This is a genomic window from Streptomyces sp. M-16 (assembly GCF_052114405.1).
In the GTDB taxonomy this organism is placed as follows: Bacteria; Actinomycetota; Actinomycetes; order Streptomycetales; family Streptomycetaceae; genus Streptomyces.
In genome coordinates, this window is the sequence record NZ_JBFRER010000109.1 from 1 (window position 1) to 26247 (window position 26247).

The following is a 26247-nucleotide window of genomic DNA, read 5'->3' on the forward strand; positions in this document are numbered from 1 at the left end:
GGGCGGGGCCGGGGCAGGCGGGGTGGCCCCGCTCGGGGCGGACGCCTCGGCCCCCCGGACGGAGCCCGGTGCGGGATCGCGCCGGGCCGGGGTGCCCGGCGCACCGGCCGGGTCCAGGAGTTCGGCGTGGAGGGAGCGGAGCTGGGGGCCCGGGTCCGTGCCCAGGCGGGCCGACAGGTCACGGCGGACGGCCTCGTAGGCGGCCAGTGCCTGCGCCGGCCGGCCCGCCGCCCGCAGGGCCCTGATCCGCAGCACCTGCAGGGGCTCGTCCAGGGGCTGCCGGGCGCACAGTTCGGCCAGTTCCGGCAGGGCCGCCTCCGCCTCGCCCAGCGCCAGGGCCACACCGAGCCGGCCCCGCCGCGCGTCCATCCGTACGGCTTCCCAGCGCGCGGCCTCCGCCGTCGCCTCGGGCAGCGAGGCCAGCGCCGGGCCCCGCCACAGCGCGAGGGCCTCGTCGTACAGGACCGCCGCCGCGGCCGGGTCCGGCACGTCGGCGGCGGCCCGCACGAGCCGTTCGAAGCGGAAGGCGTCGACGTCCTCGCGCTCCGCGTCCAGCAGGTAGCCGCCCGGGCCCGAGCGCACGGCGGCGTGCCCCAGCGCCCGTCGCAGCCGCCCCACCAGCGCCTGGAGCGCGGGCACGGCCTCGGCCGGCGGGTCGGCGTCCCAGACCTGGCCGACGAGCAGCGCGGCCGGTACCGCCCGCCCCGGACGCAGGGCGAGCGCGGTCAGGAGCGCCCGCAGGCGCGCGCCGCCCACGGCGACGGTGGTCCCGTCGTCGTGGGAGGCCTGGGTGGTACCGAGGATCGCGTAGCGCACCGGCCCATTGTCCCCGGCCCCGGGGCCGGGCCCGCCCGGTCACCGGGATAGGTTTCGCCGCATGGGTCACCAGGGGAGCCGCGGCGAGCGGCAGATCAGTTCCGTATTCCTCGGCATCGTCGCCGTCATGGCCGTCACCGGCTGGGCGGTGTGGACCGGGTACGCCGCCAGCCCGGGGCTGGCGGTGTTCCTGTTCGTGACGTCCGCGTGGGTCGTCTCGCTGTGCCTGCACGAGTACGCGCACGCCCGCACCGCCCTGCACGGCGGTGACATCACGGTCGGCGCGAAGGGCTACCTGACGCTGAACCCGCTGAAGTACACGCACGCGCTGCTCAGCATCGTGCTGCCGGTCGTGTTCGTGATCCTGGGCGGGCTGGGCCTGCCCGGCGGGGCGGTGTACATCGAGCGGGACCGGATCCGGGGCCGCTGGAAGCACAGCCTGGTCTCGGCCGCGGGCCCGCTGACGAACGTGCTGTTCGCGGCCGTCTGCACCGCGCCGTTCTGGCTGGACGCCCTGGACGGGGTCCCGTTCACGTTCCGCTTCGCGCTGGCGTTCCTGGCGCTGCTCCAGGTCTCGGCGGCGATCCTGAACTTCCTGCCGGTCCCGGGGCTGGACGGCTACGGCGTGATCGAGCCCTGGCTCTCGCACCGGGTCCGCCGCGAACTGGCGCCGCTGGCGCCCTTCGCGCTGATCGGGGTGTTCGCGCTGCTGTGGATCCCGGAGGTGAACGCGTTCTTCTTCGGCGCGGTGGACGGCATCCTGCGCGGTCTGGGCGTCTCGGAGCTGGAGACGTACTGCGGCCACGACCTGTACCGCTTCTGGCAGGACCCGGACGGCCTCTGCACGGTCTCCGGCGGCTGAGGTCCTGTCGTCAAAGCGGCGGGGCCGGGCGCCACTTTGCCGACAGGGTCCAGGTAGTCCCCGCGTCGCCGGCCGGGGTCAGGCCACGAGCAGGCGCAGGCCCAGCTCCGCCGCGTCGAGGGCGACGAGGTCGCGGTTGCGCTCGGCCCAGCGGCCCGAGGCCAGGTCGCCGCGGAGTGCGTCGACCGCCCGCTTCTCGGCCTCCGGTCCGACTCTCGTCCATACCGACACCGCGCGGCGCACGTGTTCCTCCAGGTACGCCTCGGGCCGGCGCCAGTGGGCCTCGAAGAAGCCGTCGGCGCAGTCCCACGGGACGAGCACCGGTTCCGCGCGGCCGCCGATCGCGCGGGTCATGTCGGCCAGGGAGGGCCAGCCGGCGAGGAGGCCGGCGAATTCGGGCAGGTAGTCGCGGGTGAGCCAGAACCGCTCCAGCCAACCCGGCGCACCGGCGTCGTAGGTGAACACCACCACGCGGCGGGCCACCCGCTTCATCTCGCGCAGCCCGGCGATCGGGTCCGGCCAGTGGTGGACGGTGCTGACCGCCATCGCGGCGTCGAAGGACCCGTCCTCGAACGGGAGCTTCTCCGCGCTGGCGGCCACGCACGGCGCCGCGCCCGGGGGCCGCTGTGCCCGCATGACGGCCGATGGTTCCACCGCGGTGACGTCGCGGTCGGTGGGCTCGTAGGAGCCGGTGCCGGCCCCGACGTTCAGTACCGTCCGCGCGTCCCCGAGCGCGTCGCGGATCCGCGCGGCGATCCGCGGCTCGGTGCGCCGCGTCGCCGGGTAGGCGGACCCGATGGTCTCGTACAACTGCGCGCCCAGCGCCTTGAGCTGTTCCTCCGGCGTCGTCCGGATCCCCATCGCCCGTGCCTCCAGTTCCCCGTCTATGGCGGTCACCATGGCTGCGGCGCGGTCGCGCTGTTCCCGCAGCAGGCTTCGCAGCCGGTGCAGGTGCGCGACGGCGTCGGTGGTCGGGTCGTCGACGAGATCGGCGATCTCGCGCAGCCCGAAGCCCAGCCGCCGGTAGGCGAGCACCTCCCGCAGCCGCTCCACGTCCCCCGGCGAGTAGGCCCGGTATCCGGCCGCGGTCCGCGCGGACGACGGCACGAGGCCGATCTCGTCGTAGTGATGAAGCGTGCGGACGCTCACGCCGGCCAGCTCGGCGACGCGTCCCACGGTCAGGTGCTCTTCCACGCCCCCGACGATGCGGCATCACGCCACGTGAGGGTCAAGCCCGGCGGGCGGGTCCTAGGCGGTCTGCTGTGCCCGGCGCTGCTCGTCCGCCTTGGCCTTGCGCACGTAGTACCAGGCCATGTTGGACGTCAGCCCGGCCAGCAGCACCCAGACGATCCCGAGGAAGCTGCCCTCCACGAAGGCGACCACGGCGGCGGCCACGGCCAGGAGGCAGACGACAACGGCGAACACGGCAAGGCGGGGCATCCGGAACAGCTCCTCGGCGACACGGAAGGGGGTCGAACCCTTCCAGTGTCCCCCATCCGCGTCGGGGTCCCGCTCCGGCGGGGCGGGTCCCCGACGGGGGCGGGGCCGCGGCCCGGGGAGGGGGATCAGACGTCGGTGAGGCGGAGGCCGGCGTGGGCCTTGTAGCGGCGGTTGGTGGAGATCAGGTTGGCGACCATGGCCTCGACCTGGTGGGCGTTGCGCAGTCGGCCCGCGAAGACGCCGCGCATGCCCGGGATGCGGGCCGCGAGGGCCTGGACGAGGTCGGTGTCGGCGCGGGACTCGCCGAGGACCATGACGTCGGTGTCGATCTCCTCCACCGAGGCGTCCTGGAGGAGGACGGCGGAGAGGTGGTGGAAGGCGGCGGTGACGCGGGAGTCCGGGAGCAGGGCGGCGGCCTGCTGGGCGGCGCTGCCCTCCTCGACGCGGAGGGCGTAGGCGCCCTGCTTGTCGAAGCCGAGCGGGTTGACGCAGTCGACGACGAGCTTGCCCGCGAGGTCCTCACGGAGGGCTTCGAGGGTCTTGGCGTGGCCCTCCCACGGCACCGCGATGATCACGATGTCGCTGCGGCGGGCGCACTCGGCGTTGTCGGCGCCCTCCACGCCGAGGCCGAGCTCGTCTGCGGCGGCGCGGGCACGGTCGGCGGCGCGGGAGCCGATGATCACCTTCTGGCCGGCCCGGGCGAGGCGGTAGGCGAGGCCGCGGCCCTGGTCGCCGGTGCCGCCGAGGACGCCGACGGTCAGGCCGGAGACGTCCGGCAGGTCCCAGGGATCCTTGGCCGACGGCTTCTGCGTGCTGTCTGAGGAAGTCATGGGGGCGAGGGTACTGCCGAGTACGCCAGGTCCGAAGGGGTGGGAAGCGCCGGTACGCCCCCCGTGTCCGCCCGTGTGGTGCAGGATGCCGCCATGGATGCCGTGAGGGTCGCGCTGCTGCGCGAGGTGCTCGCCGGGACGCACTGGCCCGGCGAGGCGCGGCGGTTCGCCGGTTCGCTGCGGGGGTCCGTGGTGCCGTCGGGCGGGCCGTTGCTCCTCGTGGGCACCGAGCAGTACGAGCCCTGGCACCTGGCGGCGCACCTGGTGGACGAGGCCGCCTGGTCGGGGCTGCCGGAGCTGGCGCCGACGCTGGTGCGCCACCACGTGCGGCCGGACGCGCCGCCGCACCTCTCGGTGGGGCTGGGCCGGCTGGAGGGGGCCCGGCGCGGGCACACGCTGCTGGTGGTGGCTCCGGAGCGGCCCGGCGCCGCGCTGCTGGAGCGGGTCCACGACGCCCGCCGGGCGGGGGCGACCGTACTGTCCCTGGACGGCGGGGACCCGGATCTGGGCACGCTGGCGCACGACGCGCTGTCGGTGCCCTCCGCCACCGCGGAACTGGACCTGGACACGGTGCAGCACCTGGTCAGCGCCGCGGCCGGGGAGAACGGGCTGCCGGTGCGGCGCGGACCTCGGCGGCTGCGGGACCGGCTGGCGCGGCTGGCCGACCAGCTGACCGCGCCGCCGCCCAGCCGCTGGTGAGGGGCAGGGGGTCAGGGGGCCGCAGGGGGTCCGGGGGTCAGGGAGCCGTGCCCTCTTCGTCTTCGCGGGTCGCGTCGTTCCACTTGGGGTCGTTCTGCCATTCGAGGTTGCGCTCCTGCGCCGTCTCCATGGCGTGCCTCGCCTCCTCGGGCGTGGCGTACGGGCCGAAGCGGTCCTTGGCCGGACATTCCGGACCCTCTTCGACCTTCTTGTGGACCAGGCAGTAGTACCACTCGCCCGGCTTTCCCACCTGGCGCTTCTTGAACAGGGCCATCGTCGGCTCCTTCCTCTGTCCGCCATGCTGCCCCATACCCGCTGGATACACTCGCTTGCATGTCTGGCCAGTCGCTGCTCGTACCAGGCGAGCTCTCTCCCGTCCGTTCCGTTCCCGGTAACATCCGCCGGCCCGAGTACGTGGGCAAGCCGATGCCCACCCCGTACACCGGACCGGAGGTGCAGTCGGCCGAGACCATCGAGGCGATGCGCATCGCCGGCCGGATCGCCGCCAGGGCGATGGAGGAGGCCGCCAAGCACATCGCCCCGGGGGTGACCACCGACGAGCTGGACCGGGTCGCGCACGAGTTCATGTGCGACCACGGCGCCTACCCGTCGACGCTGGGGTACCGGGGCTTCCCGAAGTCCCTGTGTTCCTCGCTCAACGAGGTCATCTGCCACGGGATCCCCGACTCGACCGTCCTGAAGGACGGCGACATCGTGAACCTCGACGTGACCGCGTACATCGGCGGGGTGCACGGCGACAACAACGCCACCTACCTGTGCGGCGAGGTGGACGAGGAGTCCCGGCTGCTGGTGGAGCGCACCCGCGAGGCCCTGAACCGGGCGATCAAGGCGGTCAAGCCGGGCCGCCAGATCAACGTCATCGGCCGGGTCATCGAGTCGTACGCGAAGCGCTTCGGGTACGGCGTGGTCCGCGACTTCACCGGGCACGGGATCAACTCCTCGTTCCACTCCGGCCTGATCGTCCCGCACTACGACAGCCCGCACGCGACCACCGTCATCGAGCCCGGCATGACCTTCACGATCGAGCCGATGCTGACGCTGGGGACCCACGAGTACGACATGTGGGAGGACGGCTGGACGGTCGTCACGAAGGACCGCAAGCGCACCGCGCAGTTCGAGCACACCCTCGCGGTGACCGACTCGGGGGCCGAGATCCTGACCCTTCCCTAGCGCGGAGACGGTCCGCGGGCCGGGCCGTTTTTTACCGACAAGACGTCGGGAACACATTGACTTAGGCAAACCTAAGCAGGAAGATCGGGCGTGACGGCACCGTGCCGCCGCGCCCGATTCCTCTTTCCGGAGGTCCGCCTTGGACGCCTTCTCCACGGTCATCCGCGTCGCCTCGCACGAGCAGCACACCGAAGCCGAGACCTCGACGTTCATGAGCGACCTCCTCGGCGGCCGCCTCGGCGTGGACGCGTACACCCGCTACACCGAGCAGCTCTGGTTCGTGTACCGGGCGCTGGAGGACGCGGCCGGAGCGCTCCGCGAGGACCCGGTGGCCGGGCCCTTCATCCGTCCCGAGCTGATGCGCGTCGCCGAGATCGAACGCGACCTGGCCCACCTGCTGGGCCCCGGCTGGCGCGAGTCGGTCGTGGCGCTGCCCGCGACCGCGGCCTACGCGGCGCGCGTCGCCGAGTGCGCGGCCTCCTGGCCGGGCGGGTACGTCGCCCACCACTACACCCGCTACCTGGGCGACCTCTCGGGCGGCCAGATCATCCGGGACAAGGCGGAGCGCACCTGGGGCTTCGAGCGCAAGGGCGACGGCGTGCGGTTCTACGTCTTCGCGGACATCGCGAACCCGGCCGCCTTCAAGCGGACCTACCGCGAGCTGCTGGACGCGATCGCCGCGGACGACCTGGAGAAGCAGCGGATCATCGACGAGTGCAAGCGCGCCTTCGACTTCAACGGCGCGGTCTTCCGGGAGCTGGGCGAGGAGTTCCGGCTGAGCGCCTGACCGGCGGCGCGCCTGCCGCGCGACCTCCGGACGGGGCGCGCTCGTCATCCCGTAGGGGGCCGGCGGGGCGCCGGGCACACCGGCCCGGGCCGACAGGGCCTAGGGCTGCCGGGGCTCCGCGAAGCGGACGCGGCCGCCGATCTCGACGGTGCCGTCGGGGCCCGGGGCGGTGAGGATCTGGGAGCCGGCCCCCTGGGTGATGTTCAGGGCGCGGTTCAGCTGGGCCGTCAGCAGGATCGCCGCCGAGCCGGTGGCCTCGTCCTCGGCGATGGCCCCGTCGGGGCGGCGCGGGAAGCCGCGGGCCCGGATCCGCCCGGCGGTCTCGTCCTCCCAGGCCCACGCGTACAGCCAGCCCTCGCCGGGCGGCGGGGCGGGCAGCGCGTCGACCTCGGCGGGGTTCGCGTACTGCTCGGTGCGCTTGCCCGTGACCCACTCGGGGCGGGCCGTGATCCAGGTGAACTCCCCGTCGTCACGGGCCCATACGGACCCGGCGGGGGGCTGGAGTTCCTCGATGTCCAGCAGCCACGCGACGCCGACCAGCGGGTGGCCCGCGAAGGACATGCGGGTGCCGGGCGTACGGATGTCGACGACCCCGCGCTCGGGATCGTCGACGAACACCGTCTCGCTGTAGCCCAGTTCGGCCGCGAGGGCCTGCCGGTCCGCGTCGTCGGGGCAGGTCCGGCCGTCGCGGACGACTCCGAGCAGGTTGCCGAACCGGCCGTCACCCGCACAGAAGACCTTGATCACATCCAGATCGTTCACGCAGGCATTCAAGCACGCGTCGATTCCCGGCCGTTCGGCGGCGGCGCGCGAGGTGCACGGCGCCGGTGGGGGCGAGGTTCCCGCCCACGGACCCGCCGGAGCCACCGGAGGAGCCGGAGGAGCCGCCGACCGCCCCTCCGGTGGCGGTGCCGCCGGTGGCGCCGGCGGTGCAGGCCGCGGGGAGGCCAAGGGAGAACCGGCCGGCGACCCTTCCGGCCCGCTGCACGCCGACGGGAGACTTGACCCGCGCTTGACCTTTGCTTGAGGCAGTCATGGAGGGGCCGTGACGGCCTCGTGTCCGGGGCCGGAAGGTGAGAGCTGAATCACTGGACGAGCGGGCATCGGTCAGGTAAGCCTCGGTTAAGTTAGGTCCGCCTCACCGAGCCTCGTCGAGGCTCAACCAGCCTCCACCCCCGCCAGGAGCCCCCATGCGCCCCGCCCGCCTCACCGCCCTCTCCGCGGCCGCCGTAGTCGTCGCACTCACCGCCGTCACCGGCTGCGCGGACAAGAGCGACGACAGCGGCTCCGGCGCCATCAAGGTCAACGCGACGGACAGCGCCTGCGAGGTCTCCAAGACCGAGTTCCCGGCCGGCAAGGTCTCCATCGAGGTCGAGAACAAGGGCTCCAAGGTCACCGAGCTCTACGTCCTCTTCCCGGACGACCGCATCGTCGCCGAGCGCGAGAACATCGGCCCCGGGACCAAGGCCACCATCGCCGCCGAGATCAAGGCGGGCGACTACGAGTTCGCCTGCAAGCCCGGCATGAAGGGCGACGGCATCCGCACCAAGGTCAAGGCCACCGGCAAGGGCGGCGGCGACAAGCGCAGCCCCGAGCTGGACGCGGCGGTCGCCTCGTACCGCAAGTACGTGCAGGAGCAGGCCGACGAGACGCTGCCGAAGGCCAAGGTCTTCGCCGACGCCGTCAAGGCCGGCGACCTGGACGCCGCGAAGAAGGCCTACGCCCTCTCCCGCCTGGGCTGGGAGCGCACCGAGCCGGTCGCCGAGTCCTTCGGTGACATCGACCCGAAGGTCGACGTCCGCGAGGGCGGCCTGGAGGCGGGCCAGGACCCGGCCAAGGACTGGACGGGCTGGCACCGCCTGGAGAAGTCCCTCTTCCAGGACGGCAAGATCGGCGACGAGGACAAGAAGCTCGCCGACACCCTGATCACCGACCTCACCGAGTGGCAGAAGAAGGTCGGCCAGGCCGAGATCACCCCGACCTCGATGGCCAACGGCGCCAAGGAACTGCTCGACGAGGTCGCCACCGGCAAGGTGACGGGTGAGGAGGAGCGCTACTCCCACACCGACCTGGTCGACTTCAAGGGCAACCTCGAAGGTGCCCAGAAGGCGTACGAGCTCCTCAAGCCGGCCGCCCAGAAGAACGACGCCGGGCTCGTCAAGCAGCTCGACACCCAGTTCGCGTCCCTGAGCACCCTGCTGGACAAGTACCGCGCCGACAAGAACGGCTACGAGTTCACCTCCTACGACAAGGTCGGTGACGCGGAGCGCAAGGAGCTCTCGGACGGGGTCAACTCCCTCGCCGAGCCGCTCTCCAAGCTCGCCGCAGCGGTCGCCAAGTAGTACCGGGATCCAGGCAGAGGCGGGAGAAACAGCATGACCGACCAGGTGTCGCAAGAGTCCTCCACCGGCGCGGGTGCCCCCTCGCGGCGCTCCGTGCTGGGCTGGGGCGGAGCCGGTCTCGCGATCGGCGCCGCCGCGGCCGGCGGCACGGTCGCCGCGTTGGGCGGCGGCTCGGACATGGCCCCGGCGGCCTCCGCGGGGGCGGCGGTGCCGTTCCACGGCGAGCACCAGTCCGGCATCGCCAGCGCCGTCCAGGACCGGCTGCACTTCGCGGCGTTCGACGTGAAGACCAAGAGCCGCGACGAGCTGGTCCAGCTCCTCAAGGACTGGACCGCCGCGGCCCGCCTGATGACGGCCGGCCTGCCGGTCGGCGACGCGTACGAAGGCCTGCCCGAGGCCCCGCCGACCGACACCGGCGAGGCCCTCGGCCTCAAGGCCTCCCGCCTCACCCTGACCATCGGCTTCGGTCCGGGCCTGTTCGCCAAGGACCGCTTCGGCCTGGAGGGCAAGCGCCCCGAGGCCCTGGTGGACCTGGAGGCCTTCCCCGGCGACAACCTGGACCAGGCCCGCTCCGGCGGCGACCTGTGCGTCCAGGCCTGCGCCGACGACCCGCAGGTCGCGGTGCACGCCATCCGCCAGCTCGCCCGCATCGGCTTCGGCAAGGTCGCCGTCCGCTGGTCGCAGCTCGGCTTCGGCAAGACCTCCTCGACCACCCCGGACGCGCAGACCCCGCGCAACATGATGGGCTTCAAGGACGGCACCCGTAACGTCTCGGGCACCGACACCGCCGCCCTCGACAAGCACGTGTGGGTCGGCGCGAACGACGGCAGCGCCTGGCTGACCGGCGGCTCGTACCTGGTCGCCCGCCGCATCCGGATGCACATCGAGACCTGGGACCGGACCTCCCTGCGGGAGCAGGAGGACGTCTTCGGCCGCGACAAGGGCGAGGGCGCGCCGGTCGGCAAGTCCAAGGAGCGCGACGAGCCGTTCCTGAAGGCGATGAAGCCGGAGGCGCACGTGCGCCTGGCGCACCCGGACTCCAACGACGGGGCGACGATCCTGCGCCGCGGCTACTCCTTCACCGACGGCACGGACGGACTGGGCCGGCTCGACGCGGGCCTGTTCTTCCTCGCCTACCAGCGCGACGTCCGCAAGGGCTTCATCCCGATCCAGCGGCAGCTGGCGAAGAACGACGCGCTCAACGAATACATCCAGCACGTGGGTTCGGCCGTCTTCGCCGTCCCGCCGGGCGTCCGCGACAAGGACGACTGGTGGGGCCGGACGCTGTTCGCGTAGTCCCCGCCGGAGAGGAAACGCCGTGTTCGGCAACTATCTGATCGGCCTGCGCGAAGGCCTTGAGGCCAGCCTGGTCGTCTGCATTCTCGTCGCCTACCTGGTGAAGACGGAGAACCGGGCCGCGCTGCGTCCGGTGTGGCTCGGCATCGGCATCGCCTGCACGATCTCGCTGGCGTTCGGCGCGCTGCTGACCTTCGGCACCCAGGAACTCACCTTCGAGGCCCAGGAGCTCCTGGGCGGCAGCCTGTCGATCATCTCGGTGGGCCTGGTGACGTGGATGGTCTTCTGGATGAAGAAGACCGCACGGCACCTGAAGGGCGAGCTGGAGGGCAAGCTGGACGCCGCCCTCGCGATGGGCACCGGCGCGCTGGTGGCCACCGCCTTCCTGGCGGTGGGCCGTGAGGGCCTGGAGACGGCGCTGTTCGTGTGGGCCTCGGTCCGCGCGAGCGGCGAGGGCTCCTCGGCCCCGCTGATCGGGGTGCTGCTGGGCATCGCGACGGCGATCCTCCTGGGCTGGCTGTTCTACCGGGGCGCGCTGAAGATCAACCTGGCGAAGTTCTTCAAGTGGACCGGCGGCATGCTGGTGATCGTGGCCGCGGGCGTGCTCGCGTACGGCGTCCACGACCTCCAGGAGGCCGGCTTCCTGAACGGCCTGCACGACAAGGCCTTCGACATCAGCTCGGCGATCCCGCCGGACAGCTGGTACGGGGTCCTGCTCAAGGGCGTCTTCAACTTCCAGCCGGACCCGACGGTCTACCAGCTGGTGGTGTGGTCCCTGTACCTGGTCGTCGTCCTGGGCCTGTTCCTCCTCCCGGCCCGCGCCAAGGCGGCCCCGGCCCCGAAGGAAACGGCCCCCGCCCGCGGCTGACGCCGTCCTCCTTCCCGCCCGACGCCCGGCCACCGGCCGGGCGTCTCGCGTTTTCCCCTACCAGAGCCGGTCGACGGTGCCCGGATGGAGCGGGATCCTGGTCCCGCTCAAGGCGGCCCGGTCCGCTTCCCCCTCCGCCCCCGGGGCGAAGAAGGCGGCCAGCACCTCCTTGTCGAAGCCCGGCCCGTCGGTGGCCAGCGGCTCGGCCGGGGTGCCGCCGACGAGCACGCTGCCGGGCAGCCGCTCGAAGCCGGCCCTCTCGTAGAACGGCACCAGCGGCCGGTCGCAGCTGAACAGGGCCACGTCCACCGCCGGATCTGCGGCCAGCTCCGCCCGCGCCCCGGCCACCAGTCGGCCCCCGAGCCCCCGCCCGCACCACTCGGGCCGGGTCACCACACCGCTCAGCCCGGCGGCCCGCCGGGCCCGCCCGCCACACGGGACCTCCTTGTACAGCAACGTCAGGGAGGCCCCGACGGCGCCGTCCCCGGCCACGAGCAACAGCGTCCTCGGCCCCAGCGCGGGGTCGTGCCCGAACCGGCTCCCGGGCCACACCCGCCCCTCGATCCCCGCCACCTGCCGGGCCAGCTCCCCGGGCAGTTCCGCCTCCGGGTACGCGACCAGCCGCAGCGCGGAACCCGGCGGCCCGGCGCGATGTGCGCCCCTGTCTTCAGTCGTCATGACGGGTCCAACCGGAATGCAGCCCTACACATTTCACGCGCCGTCATCCGCCCCCGCTTTGCCCGGCCTTTATTCACGGACACGATTACCGAAATCCGGCGCCGGACCACCGGGGAGCCGACAGCGGCCCGTCGCTCCGGGCCGATCGGTGGGCCGTCCGTTCAAGGTTGATCTATATTGGTCCGGGCCGCCTGTCCTTTCGACCACAAAAACGGGCAGTTGGAACCGCGCCGAGGGGGGTAACGATGCGTGGTCGCACGGGGTAGAACCGTTATCCCCGCGATGAACACGGCCGAATTTCGATTGACCTGTCCGTGACCGCCGTCGTCCGACGTGCTCCCGGACCGGGTCTTCCGAGTCATTCCTTGCCGCCCCTCCACCGCCGACGTGTCCGCGGTGGTGACGAGGCCCGGCCGGCCGTTCGCTCGCGGTGCGTCTCCAGGCCCGGACCGGACAACTCGACGAATGGCTTGTACGTGCAGAACGGCATACTCAGGGCCCACGGTGCCACCGCCACGGGCGAACCCGTCGACCAGGGACCGGGGTCCGTCGGCCTGTCCGTGGTCATTCCCGCCTACCGGGAGGAAGACCGCCTGGGGCCCACCCTGGACGTCGTCCGGGCCTACCTGGACTCCCACGTCGGCACCGGTACGGAGGACTGGGAGGTCATCGTCGTCGACGACGGCTCCCCCGACCGGACCGCCACCGTCGCCCTGAAGGCCGGTGTGGACGAACACCGGATCCGGCTCGTGCAGTCGGAGCAGAACCGGGGCAAGGGCAGCGCGCTGCGACTCGGCGTCGCGGCCTCGCTGGGGCGGCGCGTGCTGATCATGGACGCGGACCTGGCGACTCCCATGGAGGAGCTCGCCGGGCTGGAGAAGGCCCTGGCCGACGACCCGAAGCTCGACGCCGCCATCGGCTCGCGCGCCCACCGCGACTCCGCCGTGGAACGCCAGCAGAGCGCGCTGCGCGAAGTGCTCGGCTGGGTCGGCAACCGGGTCATCCGGCTGGTCGCCGTCCGCGGGATCCGTGACACCCAGTGCGGTTTCAAGCTGTTCGACGGGGATCAGGCCCGCGCGGCCTTCGGGGCCGCCAAGCTCGACGGCTGGGCCATCGACGTGGAGATCCTCCAGTACTTCCGCCGCAAGGGGTGGCCGGTCGCCGAGGTTCCGGTCCGCTGGGCGCACCAGGACGGTTCCAAGGTCCAGCTCCTGGATTACCTGCGCACGCTCGGCGAACTGATGCGCCTGAATGCCGGCGGCATCGTCGTGGCCGCGCTGTACCTGCTGGCCTCCCTCTACCTCTACAAGGGGTGGTGGGCGGATCTGGACGGGTCGGTCCTCGCCCATTCCCTCCAGGACCAGAACCAATGGGAATGGTTCTTCGGGGTGACCGCCGACAATGTCGCGCACCTGCGTAACCCTCTGTTCACCGACTTCCAGAACATGCCGGACGGCGTGAATCTGATGGGGAACACGGTGATGCTCGGACTTTCGGTCCCGTTCACCCCGGTCACCCTGCTCTTCGGCCCGACCGTCACGCTGGCCCTGGTGTTCACCCTCGGCATCGCCGTGACCGCCTGGTCCTGGTACTGGCTGATCCACCGCCGGCTCACGGAGAGCCGCTGGGCGGCCGCCGTCGGCGGTGCCCTGGCCGCCTTCGCGCCGCCGATGGTCTCGCACGCCAACGCCCACCCGAACTTCGTCGTGCTCTTCATGATCCCGGTCATCATCGACCGGGCGCTGCGGCTGTGCGAGGGCAAGAACGTCGTCCGCGACGGCGTGCTGCTCGGGCTGTTCTCCGCCTACCAGGTCTTCCTCGGCGAGGAGCCGTTCCTGCTGGCCGCGATGGGCATGCTGATCTTCGCCCTCGTCCACGCGTACTTCGACCGCGAGACCGCCCGCGCGGCACTGCGGCCGCTGGCCAAGGGACTGGCGATCACGGCGGCCGTCTGCGCACCGCTCGTCGCCTTCCCCCTGTACTGGCAGTTCTTCGGCCCGCAGAGCTACCACTCGGTGCTCCACGGCGAGGGCGGGGCCGGCAACCCGCTGCGCGCCCTGACCGAGTACTCGGCCCGCTCGCTGTTCGGCAACGCCGAGACCGCGGGCAGGCTCTCGCTGAACACCACCGAGCAGAACGCCTTCTACGGCTGGCCCCTGCTCGCCCTGGCCACCGGGATCACCCTCTGGCTGTGGCGGCTGCCCGTGGTGCGCGCCCTCGGCATCACCGCCCTGGCCACCGCCGTGCTCTCCCTGGGCCCCCGGGTGGAGATCGACAAGTTCGGCCTCACCGTTCCCGCGCCCTGGCGGGTCCTGCGGCACCTGCCGCTGCTCGAATCGGTCATCGAGAGCCGGGTCGCCATGGTGTGCGCGCCCGTCTTCGGCATCCTGCTGGCCCTCGCCCTCGACCGGATCGTGGGCTTCCGCGCCCGCGAGCACCGCGTGGTCGGGTACCTGGCCGTGGCCGCCGCACTGGTGCCGATCCTGCCGCTGCCGCTGGTCACCGAGGAGCGCGACCCCGTACCGGCCTTCATCGCCCGGGGCCTGTACGAGGACTACCTCAAGGACGGCCGGTCCCTGGTCCCGGTGCCGCTGCCCGACCCCCGCTACGCGGCCTCCCTGCGCTGGCAGAGCGGTACCGGCTTCGGGTTCAAGCTGGCCGGCGGCTACTTCAACGGGCCCGCCGGGCCCGACCGCGTCGGGATCTACGGTGCCAAGCCCCGGATGCTGTCCACCCTGCTGAGCGACATGCGCTGGGGCGCCGTCCCGCCGCCGGAGGTCACCCCGCAGATGCGCGACGAGGCGCGCGGGGACCTCGCGCACTGGAAGGCCGGTCTGATCGTCCTCCCCGTGGAGCAGGAGCGCACCCCCGAACTGCGCGGCACCCTCGCCTCGTTGCTCGGCAAGGAGCCGCAGAGGGTGGCCGACTGCTTCATCTGGCAGGTCGACCCCGTCTGACCCCGGGACCGGCGGCGAGGCCGTCAGGCCGTCAGGCCGTCAGGCCGTCAGCCGCGGCCGATGTACGGCATCGCCGTCGCCATCACCGTCGCGAACTGGACGTTGGCCTCCAGCGGCAGCTCCGCCATGTGCAGGACCGTACGGGCCACGTCGGCGGCGTCCATCACCGGTTCCACGGCCAGTCGGCCGTTCGCCTGGAGGATGCCGGTCTGCATGCGCTCGGTCATCTCGGTGGCCGCGTTGCCGATGTCGATCTGGCCGCAGGCGATCCGGTACGGGCGCCCGTCCAGGGACAGGGACTTGGTCAGGCCCGTCATGGCGTGCTTGGTCGCGGTGTAGGCGACGGAGTTCGGGCGGGGCACGTGGGCGGAGATGGAGCCGTTGTTGATGATCCGGCCGCCCTGCGGGTCCTGCTCCTTCATCGCCCGGAAGGCGGCCTGGGCGCAGAGGAAGGAGCCGGTGAGGTTGACGTCGACGACCTGGCGCCAGGCCTCGTAGGAGATGTCCTCCAGCGCGACCCCGGCCGGGCCGAAGGTGCCCGCGTTGTTGAAGAGCAGGTCGAGGCGCCCGTAGTGGCCGCGGACGGCGGCGAAGAGCGCGGCCACGTCGGCCGGGTCGCTCACGTCCGCCCGTACGGGCAGGACGTCCGCGCCCGGCCCGGCGGCGGCGGCCGTGTCCTCCAGGGGCCCGGTCCGGCGCCCGGCCACGGCCACCGACCAGCCCGCCCCGGCCAGGGCGAGGGCGACGGAGCGGCCGATCCCGGAGCCGGCACCCGTCACGACGGCGATCTTCTTCAGCGGTGCGTTCATGGGGCCGCAGGGTACGTCACACCGCACGTCCGGCTCGGGACGTTCCGACAGCTGAGAGCATGGGTCGGTCAGGGGTGCGTACATCGGATGAGATGACTGGAGTTCGGCATGTCGGAGAGAGGTCCCTCGGCGGTCCCCACGCAGGGCGCCACTCCCGGATCCCCGCCCCCCTCGCCCGCCGCGGCCGTCCCCCTGACGGCCGCGCGCCGCACCGGTCTGCTGGTCACCTTGGTCCTGGGCGGGCTCACCGCGCTCCCCCCGCTGTCCATGGACATGTACCTGCCGGCGCTTCCGGAGGTCACCGACGGGCTGGGCAGCCCGGCGGCGACCGTCCAGCTCACCCTCACCGCCTGCCTCGCCGGGATGGCCCTGGGCCAGCTGGTCATCGGCCCGATGAGCGACAAGTGGGGCCGCCGCCGGCCCCTGCTCGCGGGCATGGTCCTCTACGTCCTCGCCACCGCCGTCTGCTCCCTCGCCCCGACCACCGAGCTGCTGATCGGCTTCCGCCTGGTCCAGGGCCTGGCCGGCGCCGCCGGAGTCGTCATCGCCCGCGCCGTCGTGCGCGACCTGTACGACGGGGTCGAGATGGCCCGCTTCTTCTCCACCCTGATGCTCATATCCGGGACCGCCCCGATCATCGCGCCGCTCATCGGCGGCCAGGTGCTGCGCTTCGCCGACTGGCGCGGGGTCTTCGTCGTGCTCACGGTCGTCGGTCTGGCCCTCACCGTGGTGGTCTGGCGCAGTCTGGAGGAGACGCTCCCGCCCGAGCGGCGCCAGACCGGCGGCGTGGGTTCCGCGCTGCGGACCATGCGCGGGCTGCTCGGCGACCGGGTCTTCGCCGGGTACACCCTGGCGGGCGGCTTCGCCTTCGCGGTGCTCTTCTCCTACGTATCCGCCTCGCCCTTCGTGATCCAGGAGATCTACGGGGCCTCCCCGCAGGCCTTCAGCCTGCTGTTCGGCCTCAACTCCGTCGGGCTGATCATCGTCGGCCAGATCAACGGCAAGCTGCTGGTCGGCCGCATCAGCCTGGACAAGGCCCTGGGTGCCGGGATCGCGACCATCACGGTGGCCTCGGTGGCGCTGCTGCTGATGTCCACCGGGGTGTTCGGGCAGGTCGGGCTGGTGCCCGTCGCCGCCGCCCTGTTCGTGCTGATGTCGGCGATGGGCCTGGTGCTGCCGAACACCAACGCGCAGGCGCTGATGCGCACCCCGCACGCCGCCGGCTCGGCGTCCGCCCTGCTGGGCACCTCCTCCTTCCTCGTCGGCGCGGTCGCCTCCCCGCTGGTCGGGATCGCGGGCGAGCACACGGCGGTGCCCATGACGCTGGTCCAGCTGAGCTGCTCGCTGCTCTCGGTGGGCTGCTTCCTCGGCATGTGCCGCCCCTGGCAGCCGCGGGAGCCGCTGACCGTGTGACCGGACGCGGGGCCCGGCGCCGTAAACTTCGCTGGTGAACGCCTCCGCCCCCACCACCGCCGAGACCCTCCGCAGCGCCCTCGCCGGGCTGCTCGACGGGCTCCCGCCGAAGCAGGCCGCGGCCGCCGTCGAGCGGCTGATCGCCAACTACCGGGGCGCCACCCCCACCGACGCCCCCGTCCTGCGCGACCGCTCCGACGTGGCGGCGTACGCGGCCTACCGGATGCCGGCCACCTTCGAGGCCGTACGGGCCGCCCTGGACGGGCTGGCGGAGGCCGCGCCCCAGTGGGTCCCGGGCTCGCACGTGGACGTCGGCGGCGGTACCGGCGCCGCGACCTGGGCGGTGGACGCCACCTGGGACGGCCCCCGCACCACCTCGGTGCTGGACTGGGCGGAGCCCGCGCTCGCCCTCGGCAGGGAACTGGCCGGCCGCTCCTCCTCCGAGGCGCTGCGCGGGGCCGACTGGCGCCGGGCCGTCATCGGCAGCGGCATCGACCTCCCGGACGCGGACCTGGTGACGGTGTCGTACGTGCTCGGCGAACTCACCCCCGAGGCCCGCCGGGCGGTCGTCGCCGAGGCGGCCCGCGCGGGGCAGGCCGTGGTGCTGATCGAGCCCGGCACCCCCGAGGGCTACCTGCGCATCCGCGAGGCCCGCGAGCAGCTGATCGGGGCCGGGCTGAGGATCGCCGCGCCCTGCCCGCACGACGGTGCCTGCCCCATCGAGGTGGGCCGGGACTGGTGCCACTTCTCGGCGCGGGTCAGCCGCTCCTCCCTGCACCGGCAGATCAAGGGCGGCTCCCTCCCGTACGAGGACGAGAAGTTCAGCTACGTCGCCGCGACCCGCTTCCCGGTGGCGCCGGTCCCCTTCCGGATCACGCGGAGGCCGCAGATCCGCAAGGGGCTCGTCCTGCTGGACCTGTGCGGTCCGGAGAGCGGCGAGGCGGCCGGCCTGACCCGGGCCACCGTCACCAAGCGCCACGGCGACCTCTACAAGGCGGCGCGCGACGCCGACTGGGGTCAGGAGTGGCCGCCGCCCGCCGAGGCCCCGTAGTCCGACGGGGCCTTCGGCCGGCGGAGCCCGGACTCCCGCGGCTCCGGCTCCCGACGGCCCCGGCTCCCGACGGCCCCGGCCCCGGCTGCCGGAGCCGAGGCCGCCGGAGCCGGGGCCGCCGGGGTCACCGCTCCCGGGGCCTCAGCTCCTGGGTGCAGCACTTCACGCTGCCGCCGCCCTTGAGCAGCTCGCCCAGGTCCATCGGCACCGGCTCGAAGCCGCGCTCGCGCAGCGGTGCGAGCAGCCCGGCCGCGGCCTGCGGGAGCAGCACGTGGCGCCCGTCGGAGACCGAGTTCAGGCCGAAGGCGGCCGCGTCCTCGCAGTCCACGATCAGGGCGTCCGGGAAGAGCCGCCGCAACACGGCCCGGCTGCCCGGCGAGAACGCCGGCGGGTGGTACATGATCTCGTCGCCGTCGAGGACGCAGAGCGCCGTGTCCAGGTGGTAGTAGCGCGGGTCCACCAGGTCGAGTCCGATGACGGGGCGGCCGAAGAACTCCTGCGCCTCGTCGTGCGAGAGCGGACTGCTGCGGAAGCCGCGGCCCGCCAGGATGTACGTGGCGGTGACGGCGAAGTCGCCCTCGCCCTCGTTGACGTGGGACGGCTCGTGGACCTCGGTGAAGCCGTTCGCCCGGAACCAGTCGAGGTGGATCTCCGCCTCGGCGGCGCGCTCGGGGTAGGCGAACCGGGCGCCGAGCACCCGGCCGTCGACCACGAGGGCGCCGTTCGCGGCGTAGACCATGTCGGGCAGGCCGGGCTGCGGTTCCAGGATCTCGACGGTGTGGCCGAGGGAGCGGTAGCGGTCCCTCAGGTCTTCCCACTGGGCGTGTGCGAGGGGCAGGTCCACCGGTTTCGTGGGATCCATCCACGGGTTGATGGAGTACGTGACCTTGAAGTGTGCGGGTGGGCACATCAGGTAGCGCCGGGGTGTGGCGTCTCTGCGCAAAGAAGGCTCCTCACGACTGCGGACTCACGTGCGTGCGTCTGTGGAAAGAATCGTCTCTCCTCAACGGGGGCCGCGCAGTGAACTGATTGGGTGGTTTACGGAATGGATGAAAGACGAGACGTCTCGCATTGATACGTTGGGCGCCATGAGCAAGTCCCCCGACGCCTCCCGCCGCAGCGAGCGCTCGCGGCGCGCCATCCTCGACGCCGCACTCGCGCTGGTGGGCGAGGTCGGCTACAACAAGCTGACCATCGAGGCCATCGCCGCCCGGGCCGGCGTCGGCAAGCAGACCATCTACCGCTGGTGGCCCTCGAAGGCCGCCGTCCTGCTGGACGCGTCGCTGGCGCTGTCCGGGGAGGCGGCGGAGGAGGGCGAGTGGACCTTCCCCGACACCGGAGACCTGGCGGCCGACCTCAAGACGGTCCTGCGGGCCACGGTGGACCAGTTCCTCGACGAGCGGTACGAGGCACCCACCCGCGCCCTCACTGCCGCCGGTGCGACCGACCCCGAGCTGGGGGCCCAATTCACCGGGCAGCTCCTCGAACCCCAGCTCGCTCTGTACGAGGTCCGGTTGCGCACGGCCGTGGACGGCGGGCTGCTTCCTGCGGACACCGACCTGCGCCTGTTGGTGGAGATGCTGGTGGGACCACTGACGTACCGGTGGCTGCTGAGGACCGCGCCGCTCACGCACGCGCACACGGACGCGCTGGTGGACGCGGTGCTGCGCGGGGTGGGATACGTCACCACCCGCCCGGCCGCCGCCGGGACCTGACCCGGCGGCCGAGAACATATGGCCGAATTCTATGGTTATGGGAGGGCCTCGATCGGGGGGTGCGGTCACCCGGGACTCAGGATGGTGGGACGATGGGACGGTCTTCCGGGACAACGTTGAGGTGAGGGGATAGATGGGGTCCGAGTCCGGCCGCGTCAAACGCGGCGAGCAGAGCAGGATGTCCCAGTGGCTGCGCCGGCGCCGCAAACCCGCCCCGACCGAAGACCCCGCAGGTGCCCGCGAGGCGCTCCTCCTGGCCGTCGCCGACGCCGGACTGCCGGTCGCCCCCGCCGCGCATCCCGTCGGCTACCGATGTTCCTGCGACCGCATCGGCTGCCCCACCCCCGCGCGGCACCCGGTCTCCTTCGCCTGGCAGACCCAGTCGACCACCGACCGCGCGCAGATCGAACGCTGGGCCCGCGACCAGCCGCAGGCCAACTTCATCACCGCCACCGGCATGGTCCACGACGTCCTCGACGTCCCGCTGGAAGCCGGACGCAGCGCCCTGGAACGCCTGCTGGCCGCCGGCATCGAGGTCGGACCGGTCGCCGAATCGGGCGGCACGGGGGACCAGGCCCGGATGCTCTTCTTCACGGCCACCCGCGGGACGCCGGAGGACGAGGACGAATGGTGGCCCTGCGAACTGGACTGCCACCCCGAGACCATGGACGAACACCCCGGCCTGCGCTGGCACTGCCGCGGCAGCTACGTCCTCCTCCCCCCGGCCACCCTCCCCGGGGACTTCTCGGTGGGCTGGCTGCGCGACATGGGGCACCCGCTCCCGGACCCGCTGACCCTGCTGGAAACCCTCACCGACGCCTGCGCCCAGTACGCGGGCACCGCCGAGCAGACCCCCGCCACCGTCGCCTGGCCCCTGGGGCGCTGACCCCGGGCCCGCCGCCCCCGACCGTACGCCCGGCCCGCCGACGGGGCCGGGCTCCGGCCGACGGGTCCACGGCCGGGGCGGGCCCCCGGCCTCAGTGGATCTGGCTCACGACCACGTCGAGGGACCACGGCTTCAGCGGCTTCGCCGGCGCCTCCGCCTCGACCGCGTACCCCAGGTCCCGCAGGGCGGTGACGAGTTCCGCCGGGGACCCGGGGACGGACCCGGCCAGCAGCAGGTCCCGTACCAGCCGCCCCTTGGTGGCCTTGTTGAAGTGGCTCACCACCGACCGCTTCTCCACCCCGTCCACGACCCGCGCGTGCAGCACCCGTACCGTGGCCGTCCGCCCCGCCGTCTCCCCCTTCGGCTTCCACGCCGCCCCGTACGCCGCGGAGCGCAGGTCCAGCACCAGCCCGTCGCCCGCCGCCTCCGGCATCACCGAGGCCATCGGGGTGCGCCAGTACGCGCCCAGCGCGCCCAGCGCGGGCAGCTTGACCCCCATCGAGCAGCGGTAGGACGGGATCCGGTCGGTCACCCGCACGGCGCCCCACAGCCCGGAGAACACCAGCAGCGACCGCTCCGCGAGCTCCCGCGCCGGGGCGGGCAGACCGGCCAGGCCCAGCGCGTCGTAGAGCACCCCGGTGTAGATCTCCCCGGCCGGCCGGGCCGGCGCGTCGAGCAGGGCGGCGTTCTTCGCGACCTCGCCGCGCAGCCCCTCGCTCAGCCCCAGGACCTCGCGCGCCTTCAGCTCGTCCCCGGAGCACAGTTCGACGAGTTCGTCCAGGACCGCCGCCCGCGCCGGCGCGAGCCCCGGCAGCGACAGGGAGCCGGGCTCCAGCGGTGCGCCGGAGCCTCCGGCGGCCTTTCCCTCGGAGGGCGGCAGCAGCACGAGCACGGTGGTTCTCCTTCGACACGACGCGGCGCAGGGGGTGCGGCCCCCGAGCCAGGGTAGACCGCTCGCCGCGCCGCCCCGGCCCGTCGGCCCTACGCTCGACCCATGCCACGCCGTCGCCTGCACATGACCGGCGCAGAAGGGGCTGCCCTGCGGGCCGCGCTGCGCGACCTGCGCACACGGCTGGGCGTGCCCGCCGCCTTCCCGGCCGAGGTGCTCGCCGAGGCCGAACGGGCCGCCGCCGCCCCGCGGCTGCCGGCCGAGGACGCCACCGACCTGCCGGTGTTCACCATCGACCCCCCGGGCTCGGTCGACCTCGACCAGGCCGTGCACCTGGCACTGCGGCCGGCCGGCGGCGGCTACCGCGTGCACTACGCCATCGCCGACGTCGCCGCCTTCGTCGCCCCGGGCGGCGCCCTCGACGCCGAGGCCCACCGCCGGGTCGCCACCCTCTACTTCCCCGACGAGCGGATCCCGCTGCACCCGGCGGTCCTCTCGGGGGACGCGGCCAGCCTGCTGCCCGGCCGGACCCGCCCGGCCCTGCTCTGGCGCCTCGACCTGGACGCCGACGGCCGCGTCGAGACCGCCGGGGTGCGCCGGGCCCTGGTCCGCAGCCGGGCCCGGCTCGACTACGAGGGCGTCCAGAAGGCCATCGACTCCGGCACCGCGGAGCCCGCCCTGGCCCTGCTGAAGGTCGTCGGAACGCTGCGGGAGGCCCTGGAGACGGAGCGCGGCGGGATCTCCCTGAACGTCCCGGAGCAGGAGGTCGTCGAAGGACCCGACGGCTCGTACTCCCTGACCTACCGCGCCCCGCTGCCCGCCGACGGCTGGAACGCGCAGATCTCCCTGATGACCGGCATGGCAGCGGCCGACCTCATGATCGCCAGCGGCACCGGCGTCCTGCGCACCCTCCCCGCCGCCCCCGACGGCGCGGTCGGCCGGCTGCGGCGGGCCGCGAAGGCCCTGCGCGTCGACTGGCCGCACCACGTCCCGTACGCGGCGCTCGTGCGCTCCCTCGACCCGCACCTGCCCGCGCACGCCGCCTTCCTCCAGGAGTGCACGGCCCTGCTGCGCGGCGCCGGGTACACGGTGTTCACCGGCGGGCGGACCCCGGACCCGGCCCTGCACGCCGCGGTCGCGGCCCCGTACGCGCACTGCACCGCCCCGCTGCGCCGCCTGGTCGACCGGTACGCCGGCGAGCTGTGCGTGGCCGCGTCGGCCGGGGCCGAGCCTGCGGCATGGGCCGTCGAGGCGTTGGAGGCGCTGCCGCACGAGATGGCGGCGGGCAGCCGGCTGGCGAACTCCGTGGAGCGGGAGTCCGTCGACCTGGTGGAGGCGGCCCTGCTCAAGGACCGGATCGGGGAGACCTTCGAGGCGACGGTGATCGACGTCAAGGAGCAGGAGCCTCGGGTGGGTACCGTCCACCTGGAGGACCCGGCGGTGGTGGGCCGCGTCGAGTCCCCGGTGGCGCCGCTGCCCCTCGGCGACCGCATCCGGGTCCGCCTCACCCGGGCCGACCCGGGCACCTCGAAGATCCTCTTCGCCCCGGCGTAGGGCCCGGCCGGACCGGGCCGTTCCCCGCGGGACGGGCGGGGCGCCGCCCGGCGGCCCGGGCCCGTCACGGGGGTGCCGGTCGCCGGAGCGCGCCGACCACGGCGCGCGGGTCGTCCGCGTGGAAGCGGATCGTACGGGCCGACGCGCGGGCGCCGAGCGGCCTGCGGAACTCCAGCGGCCGGTTCAGCTGCAGGGTCACCGTGGTCTGGCTGCCCACGATCAGGTCGAGCACCCCGTCCTCGGAGAGGGTGACGAGCCGGCCCTGCGGGTAACGCCGCTCCACCCGTACCGAGGCCACCGCGTCCGGCGGGACGGCCAGGTCGAACAGGGCGCCGTAGCGGATCCGCAGCGAGCCGTCGGGCCGCACCACGTGCGGCCGGGTCACGCAGGCGGCGTGCAGGGCGAGCACCAGCAGCACCGCGTACACGTCGAGTACGAGCACCACCCGGTGGACGGCGGGCCAGGGGATCAGCAGCGCCAGCCCGACGGTCTCGATCACCGACACGAAGAGCAGGCCGTACATCACCGCCGTCTGCGGTCCGGTGTACGCGGCGGCGAGGTCCCCGGGACGCACGCCGTGCGTGCGGCGCAGCACCCAGCGGCCGAGGGAGGCGGCGGCCCGCACTTCGTGCCGCAGCAGGCGGCGTACGGGCTCGGGGACCGCGGCGCGGACCGCGTCCCGGCGGGCTTCACGCGGGGCGCTCACGTCCGGCCCCGCTCCACGAACGCGGCCATCACCCGGCGGACGACCTCCGCCTGGGCGGGCGCGTACTCGGCGAGCAGCGCCTCCCGGAAGCCGGGCACGGCCGGCCCGTCGGCCGGGACGCTGTCCAGCAGCCCGGCGGGGACCGCCGCGACGAGCGCGTCGGCGAGGGGGCCGATGCGGGGGTCGTCGACGGGGGCCGCGGCCAGCTCGTCGAGCCGCTCGTAGAGGGCGAGGACGGCCGGGTCGGCGACGAGCGGGGCGAGCGCGGCGTACGTCTCCTCGCCGGCCGCTCCGGTGGCGTCGAGCAGGGCGAGGTGCTCGCGGTCCTTGGCGGCGGACGGGGAGGTGGTGGCCGGCGCCCGGTCGAGCAGCGCGGCGAGCCCGGGCGAGACGGGCTCCCCCTCTCCCGGCCCGGCCGCGAGCAGCGCCGCGAGCCTTCGGCGGCGCGCGCCGAGTTCGGCCTCCTGGCGGGCGAGGTCGGCGTCGAGTCCGGCGAGTACGTCGGCCAGCTCGCGCCCCGCGTCGTCGGCGAGCACGTCGCGCACCTCGTCCAGGCCGAGCCCGAGCTCGGTGAGCCGGCGCACCCGCGCGAGCAGGACGGCGTCGCGCACGGTGTAGGCCCGGTATCCGTTGGGGCGCCGCTCCGGTTCGGGGAGCAGCCCGACGTGGTGGTAGTGCCGGATCGCCCGGGTGGTGAGCCCGACGAGCGCGGCGATCTCTCCGATCCGCATGGGCTCCAGTAGAAACCCTGCCGCTGCGTCAAGGTCAAGCCGCCGTGGACAGCCGGTAGCATGGTCGGCACGACAGACGAGTCGGCCGGGCGGCCGCGTCGGGGTCCCAGGATCCCGCCGAGGAACGTCCGGGCTCCACAGGGCAGGGTGGTGGGTAACGCCCACCCGGGGTGACCCGCGGGACAGTGCCACAGAAAACAGACCGCCGGGGACTTCGGTCCCCGGTAAGGGTGAAACGGTGGTGTAAGAGACCACCAGCGCCTGAGGTGACTCAGGCGGCTAGGTAAACCCCACCTGGAGCAAGGTCAAGAGGATCCGTCCCCGGACGGGTCTGCGCGAACGCTTGAGGGCTGCCCGCCCGATGTTCGCGGGTAGACCGCACGAGGCCGGCGGCAACGCCGGTCCTAGATGGATGGCCGTCTCCCCGGCGACCGCGAGGTCTCCGGGCGACAGAACCCGGCGTACAGGCCGGCTCGTCTGCCGTACCCCTCCCCCTTCTCCTCCGCTTCCGGGGCAGGGGTGGCTCTCCGCACGGTGCCGAGCGCGCGCGACTCCCGCCGCCGGACCGGAACATGAGCAGCGGTCAGCCGGACAAAACGTCGAAGCGTGCCATCGGGCGTCCCGGAGATGAGACGCTCCGCCTGCGAGCCTGCGCAGACAGAAGGAAGCACCCGTGAGCACCCATGGCCCCGGCGGGCGGGTCGACCCTGCCCACCCCGGTGATCCGAAGACGATCGGCCCCTACCGGATCATCGGCCGTCTCGGCACGGGCGGCATGGGCACCGTCCACGCCGCTCTGGACCCCAGGGGCGTCCGGGTCGCGGTCAAGGCCGTGCACCGGGCCCAGGCCCAGGACCCGGAGTTCCGGGCCCGGTTCCGCCGCGAGGTGGCCCTGTCCTCGCGCGTCCAGGGGCCCTGCCTGGTCCCCCTGCTGGCCGCCGACACGGAGACCGGGTCCCCGTGGCTGGCGACCGCGTACGTGCCCGGACCGACCCTCGCCCAGCACCTGCACGCACACGGGCCGCTCACGGGCGGCACGCTGCACGCCTTCGCGGCCGGCACCGCACAGGCCCTGGCCGCGATCCACCGCGCGGACGTGGTCCACCGGGACGTGAAGCCGCAGAACGTCATCCTCAGTCCGGCGGGGCCGAGGGTGCTGGACTTCGGCATCGCGCACGCCGCCGACGGCACGTCCGTGACCCGTACCGGTGTGATGACCGGTACCCCGGGCTGGATCAGCCCGGAGCACTACCGCACGGGCACCGCGGGCCCGGCCGGTGACGTGTTCGCCTGGGGGGCCCTCGTCGCCCACGCGGCGACCGGCCGGCTCCCCTTCGGTTCGGGCGCGCCCGACGTGGTCGCCTTCCGCATCCTGTCGGGCGAGGCCGACCTCGGCGGCGTGCCCGCAGCCCTGCGGGAGGTCCTGGAGCAGGCCCTCGCGAAGGACCCGGCCGACCGGCCGACGGCCGCGGGGGCCGCCGAACGGTGCGCGGCCCTGCTCTGCGCCCAGGCCACCCAGGTCCTCGTGCCCGGCACGGACCCGACCCTGGCCGACGACCCCGTCCGCGCCGCATGGCAGGTGCCCGCCCTCCACGACCCCGCCTGGCCCGGCCCGCCGGCCCCGCGCCGGGGGCGTCTGCTGCTCACCGTCGCGGTCGGTGCGGCCGCCGCGGGCGGGCTCGTCGGCGGGCTCCTCGCCCTGCCCGCCACCCGGGCCGAGCATGCGG

General features: G+C 73.5%; 26 protein-coding genes and 1 other RNA gene. 15 read left to right on the forward strand and 12 right to left on the reverse strand.

The annotated features are described in order from the left end of the window. Positions 1-816 (reverse strand): AfsR/SARP family transcriptional regulator (locus AB4039_RS33325; RefSeq protein ID WP_442272524.1); only part of this gene is annotated, 816 nt, incomplete at its 3' end. 61 nt (positions 817-877) lie between these two features. Between AB4039_RS33325 and AB4039_RS33330 the strand changes: the two genes are divergently transcribed. Beyond that, positions 878-1678 (forward strand): site-2 protease family protein, encoded by an 801-nt coding sequence (locus AB4039_RS33330; protein ID WP_266838746.1) that lies wholly within the window; start codon positions 878-880, stop codon positions 1676-1678. Between the two features lie 78 nt (positions 1679-1756). On the opposite strand, the gene AB4039_RS33335 is transcribed toward AB4039_RS33330, so the two are convergent. From AB4039_RS33335 to npdG, 3 genes are all read right to left on the reverse strand, one after another. After that, positions 1757-2872: a MerR family transcriptional regulator gene (locus tag AB4039_RS33335; protein WP_266838747.1), complete on the reverse strand. Its 1116-nt coding sequence runs from the start codon at positions 2870-2872 to the stop codon at positions 1757-1759. A gap of 54 nt (positions 2873-2926) precedes the next feature. After that, positions 2927-3118, reverse strand: a complete 192-nt coding sequence (locus tag AB4039_RS33340) for a hypothetical protein (protein WP_266838748.1) — start codon at positions 3116-3118, stop codon at positions 2927-2929. A gap of 125 nt (positions 3119-3243) precedes the next feature. After that, complete coding sequence (npdG, locus tag AB4039_RS33345) at positions 3244-3948, reverse strand: NADPH-dependent F420 reductase (RefSeq protein WP_266838749.1); 705 nt, start codon at positions 3946-3948, stop codon at positions 3244-3246. Between the two features lie 93 nt (positions 3949-4041). Here npdG and AB4039_RS33350 point away from each other — a divergent pair, with 93 nt between their 5' ends. Continuing rightward, positions 4042-4647: a hypothetical protein gene (locus tag AB4039_RS33350; RefSeq protein ID WP_442272525.1), complete on the forward strand. Its 606-nt coding sequence runs from the start codon at positions 4042-4044 to the stop codon at positions 4645-4647. 37 nt (positions 4648-4684) lie between these two features. On the opposite strand, the gene AB4039_RS33355 is transcribed toward AB4039_RS33350, so the two are convergent. Then, positions 4685-4921 carry a hypothetical protein gene (locus AB4039_RS33355; RefSeq protein WP_266838751.1) on the reverse strand — a complete coding sequence of 79 codons (237 nt, stop codon included), beginning with the start codon at positions 4919-4921 and terminating at the stop codon, positions 4685-4687. A gap of 59 nt (positions 4922-4980) precedes the next feature. Here AB4039_RS33355 and map point away from each other — a divergent pair, with 59 nt between their 5' ends. Further along, positions 4981-5838 (forward strand): type I methionyl aminopeptidase, encoded by an 858-nt coding sequence (map, locus tag AB4039_RS33360; RefSeq protein ID WP_442272526.1) that lies wholly within the window; start codon positions 4981-4983, stop codon positions 5836-5838. Positions 5839-5977: 139 nt separating this feature from the next. Next, entirely contained in the window at positions 5978-6625 is a 648-nt protein-coding gene (locus AB4039_RS33365) for a biliverdin-producing heme oxygenase (protein ID WP_266838752.1), read from the forward strand. Between the two features lie 99 nt (positions 6626-6724). On the opposite strand, the gene AB4039_RS33370 is transcribed toward AB4039_RS33365, so the two are convergent. Further along, positions 6725-7387 carry a PhzF family phenazine biosynthesis protein gene (locus AB4039_RS33370; protein ID WP_266838753.1) on the reverse strand — a complete coding sequence of 221 codons (663 nt, stop codon included), beginning with the start codon at positions 7385-7387 and terminating at the stop codon, positions 6725-6727. 428 nt (positions 7388-7815) lie between these two features. Between AB4039_RS33370 and efeO the strand changes: the two genes are divergently transcribed. The 3 genes from efeO to efeU are packed head-to-tail and all read left to right on the forward strand — an operon-like array spanning position 7816 to position 11131. Then, positions 7816-8967 carry an iron uptake system protein EfeO gene (gene efeO, locus AB4039_RS33375; RefSeq protein ID WP_266838754.1) on the forward strand — a complete coding sequence of 384 codons (1152 nt, stop codon included), beginning with the start codon at positions 7816-7818 and terminating at the stop codon, positions 8965-8967. A 33-nt stretch (positions 8968-9000) separates the two neighbouring features. Beyond that, complete coding sequence (gene efeB / locus AB4039_RS33380; protein ID WP_266838755.1) at positions 9001-10263, forward strand: iron uptake transporter deferrochelatase/peroxidase subunit; 1263 nt, start codon at positions 9001-9003, stop codon at positions 10261-10263. Positions 10264-10285: 22 nt separating this feature from the next. After that, entirely contained in the window at positions 10286-11131 is an 846-nt protein-coding gene (gene efeU / locus AB4039_RS33385) for an iron uptake transporter permease EfeU (protein ID WP_266838756.1), read from the forward strand. A 57-nt stretch (positions 11132-11188) separates the two neighbouring features. On the opposite strand, the gene AB4039_RS33390 is transcribed toward efeU, so the two are convergent. Beyond that, on the reverse strand, positions 11189-11809 hold the full coding sequence (locus tag AB4039_RS33390; RefSeq protein WP_442272527.1) for a GNAT family N-acetyltransferase: 621 nt from the start codon (positions 11807-11809) through the stop codon (positions 11189-11191). 476 nt (positions 11810-12285) lie between these two features. Here AB4039_RS33390 and AB4039_RS33395 point away from each other — a divergent pair, with 476 nt between their 5' ends. Further along, positions 12286-14766, forward strand: coding sequence for a dolichyl-phosphate beta-glucosyltransferase (locus AB4039_RS33395; protein WP_442272528.1), 2481 nt, complete (start codon positions 12286-12288; stop codon positions 14764-14766). A 47-nt stretch (positions 14767-14813) separates the two neighbouring features. Here AB4039_RS33395 and AB4039_RS33400 read toward each other — a convergent pair whose 3' ends face one another. Then, on the reverse strand, positions 14814-15575 hold the full coding sequence (locus tag AB4039_RS33400) for an SDR family oxidoreductase (protein WP_266838758.1): 762 nt from the start codon (positions 15573-15575) through the stop codon (positions 14814-14816). A 108-nt stretch (positions 15576-15683) separates the two neighbouring features. Here AB4039_RS33400 and AB4039_RS33405 point away from each other — a divergent pair, with 108 nt between their 5' ends. After that, positions 15684-16988, forward strand: coding sequence for a multidrug effflux MFS transporter (locus AB4039_RS33405; protein WP_442272529.1), 1305 nt, complete (start codon positions 15684-15686; stop codon positions 16986-16988). 34 nt (positions 16989-17022) lie between these two features. Further along, complete coding sequence (locus AB4039_RS33410) at positions 17023-18039, forward strand: small ribosomal subunit Rsm22 family protein (RefSeq protein WP_266838760.1); 1017 nt, start codon at positions 17023-17025, stop codon at positions 18037-18039. A 124-nt stretch (positions 18040-18163) separates the two neighbouring features. Here AB4039_RS33410 and ddaH read toward each other — a convergent pair whose 3' ends face one another. Continuing rightward, positions 18164-18982 (reverse strand): dimethylargininase, encoded by an 819-nt coding sequence (gene ddaH / locus AB4039_RS33415; protein WP_266838761.1) that lies wholly within the window; start codon positions 18980-18982, stop codon positions 18164-18166. Positions 18983-19127: 145 nt separating this feature from the next. Here ddaH and AB4039_RS33420 point away from each other — a divergent pair, with 145 nt between their 5' ends. Continuing rightward, positions 19128-19754, forward strand: coding sequence for a TetR/AcrR family transcriptional regulator (locus AB4039_RS33420; protein WP_266838762.1), 627 nt, complete (start codon positions 19128-19130; stop codon positions 19752-19754). A 133-nt stretch (positions 19755-19887) separates the two neighbouring features. Then, the gene (locus AB4039_RS33425) at positions 19888-20640 is read left to right on the forward strand and encodes a bifunctional DNA primase/polymerase (protein ID WP_266838763.1); all 753 of its coding nucleotides are present in this window, start codon (positions 19888-19890) and stop codon (positions 20638-20640) included. 91 nt (positions 20641-20731) lie between these two features. Here AB4039_RS33425 and yaaA read toward each other — a convergent pair whose 3' ends face one another. Further along, positions 20732-21532: a peroxide stress protein YaaA gene (gene yaaA / locus AB4039_RS33430; RefSeq protein ID WP_442272530.1), complete on the reverse strand. Its 801-nt coding sequence runs from the start codon at positions 21530-21532 to the stop codon at positions 20732-20734. A gap of 102 nt (positions 21533-21634) precedes the next feature. Between yaaA and AB4039_RS33435 the strand changes: the two genes are divergently transcribed. Then, the gene (locus AB4039_RS33435; RefSeq protein ID WP_442272531.1) at positions 21635-23083 is read left to right on the forward strand and encodes an RNB domain-containing ribonuclease; all 1449 of its coding nucleotides are present in this window, start codon (positions 21635-21637) and stop codon (positions 23081-23083) included. Between the two features lie 64 nt (positions 23084-23147). Here the strand turns inward: AB4039_RS33435 and AB4039_RS33440 are convergent, their stop codons facing one another. Further along, positions 23148-23789 (reverse strand): hypothetical protein, encoded by a 642-nt coding sequence (locus AB4039_RS33440; RefSeq protein WP_266838766.1) that lies wholly within the window; start codon positions 23787-23789, stop codon positions 23148-23150. After that, entirely contained in the window at positions 23786-24520 is a 735-nt protein-coding gene (locus AB4039_RS33445) for a MerR family transcriptional regulator (protein ID WP_442272532.1), read from the reverse strand. The genes AB4039_RS33440 and AB4039_RS33445 overlap by 4 nt, the downstream gene beginning before the upstream one ends. A 77-nt stretch (positions 24521-24597) precedes the next feature. Here AB4039_RS33445 and rnpB point away from each other — a divergent pair. Then, an RNA gene (gene rnpB, locus AB4039_RS33450) (RNase P RNA component class A) lies at positions 24598-25000 on the forward strand. 193 nt (positions 25001-25193) lie between these two features. Continuing rightward, the coding region (locus AB4039_RS33455; RefSeq protein ID WP_442272533.1) for a serine/threonine-protein kinase at positions 25194-26247 on the forward strand (1054 nt) is incomplete at its 3' end.

Coding starts and splice junctions, on each gene's coding strand:
- AB4039_RS33330 (WP_266838746.1), top strand. CDS start 878: ATGGGTCACCAGGGGAGCCGCGGCGAGCGGCAGATCAGTTCCGTATTC.
- AB4039_RS33340 (WP_266838748.1), bottom strand. CDS start 3,118: ATGCCCCGCCTTGCCGTGTTCGCCGTTGTCGTCTGCCTCCTGGCCGTG.
- npdG (WP_266838749.1), bottom strand. CDS start 3,948: ATGACTTCCTCAGACAGCACGCAGAAGCCGTCGGCCAAGGATCCCTGG.
- AB4039_RS33350 (WP_442272525.1), top strand. CDS start 4,042: ATGGATGCCGTGAGGGTCGCGCTGCTGCGCGAGGTGCTCGCCGGGACG.
- AB4039_RS33355 (WP_266838751.1), bottom strand. CDS start 4,921: ATGGCCCTGTTCAAGAAGCGCCAGGTGGGAAAGCCGGGCGAGTGGTAC.
- map (WP_442272526.1), top strand. CDS start 4,981: ATGTCTGGCCAGTCGCTGCTCGTACCAGGCGAGCTCTCTCCCGTCCGT.
- efeO (WP_266838754.1), top strand. CDS start 7,816: ATGCGCCCCGCCCGCCTCACCGCCCTCTCCGCGGCCGCCGTAGTCGTC.
- efeB (WP_266838755.1), top strand. CDS start 9,001: ATGACCGACCAGGTGTCGCAAGAGTCCTCCACCGGCGCGGGTGCCCCC.
- AB4039_RS33390 (WP_442272527.1), bottom strand. CDS start 11,809: ATGACGACTGAAGACAGGGGCGCACATCGCGCCGGGCCGCCGGGTTCC.
- AB4039_RS33400 (WP_266838758.1), bottom strand. CDS start 15,575: ATGAACGCACCGCTGAAGAAGATCGCCGTCGTGACGGGTGCCGGCTCC.
- AB4039_RS33405 (WP_442272529.1), top strand. CDS start 15,684: ATGTCGGAGAGAGGTCCCTCGGCGGTCCCCACGCAGGGCGCCACTCCC.
- AB4039_RS33420 (WP_266838762.1), top strand. CDS start 19,128: ATGAGCAAGTCCCCCGACGCCTCCCGCCGCAGCGAGCGCTCGCGGCGC.
- AB4039_RS33425 (WP_266838763.1), top strand. CDS start 19,888: ATGGGGTCCGAGTCCGGCCGCGTCAAACGCGGCGAGCAGAGCAGGATG.
- AB4039_RS33435 (WP_442272531.1), top strand. CDS start 21,635: ATGCCACGCCGTCGCCTGCACATGACCGGCGCAGAAGGGGCTGCCCTG.
- AB4039_RS33445 (WP_442272532.1), bottom strand. CDS start 24,520: ATGCGGATCGGAGAGATCGCCGCGCTCGTCGGGCTCACCACCCGGGCG.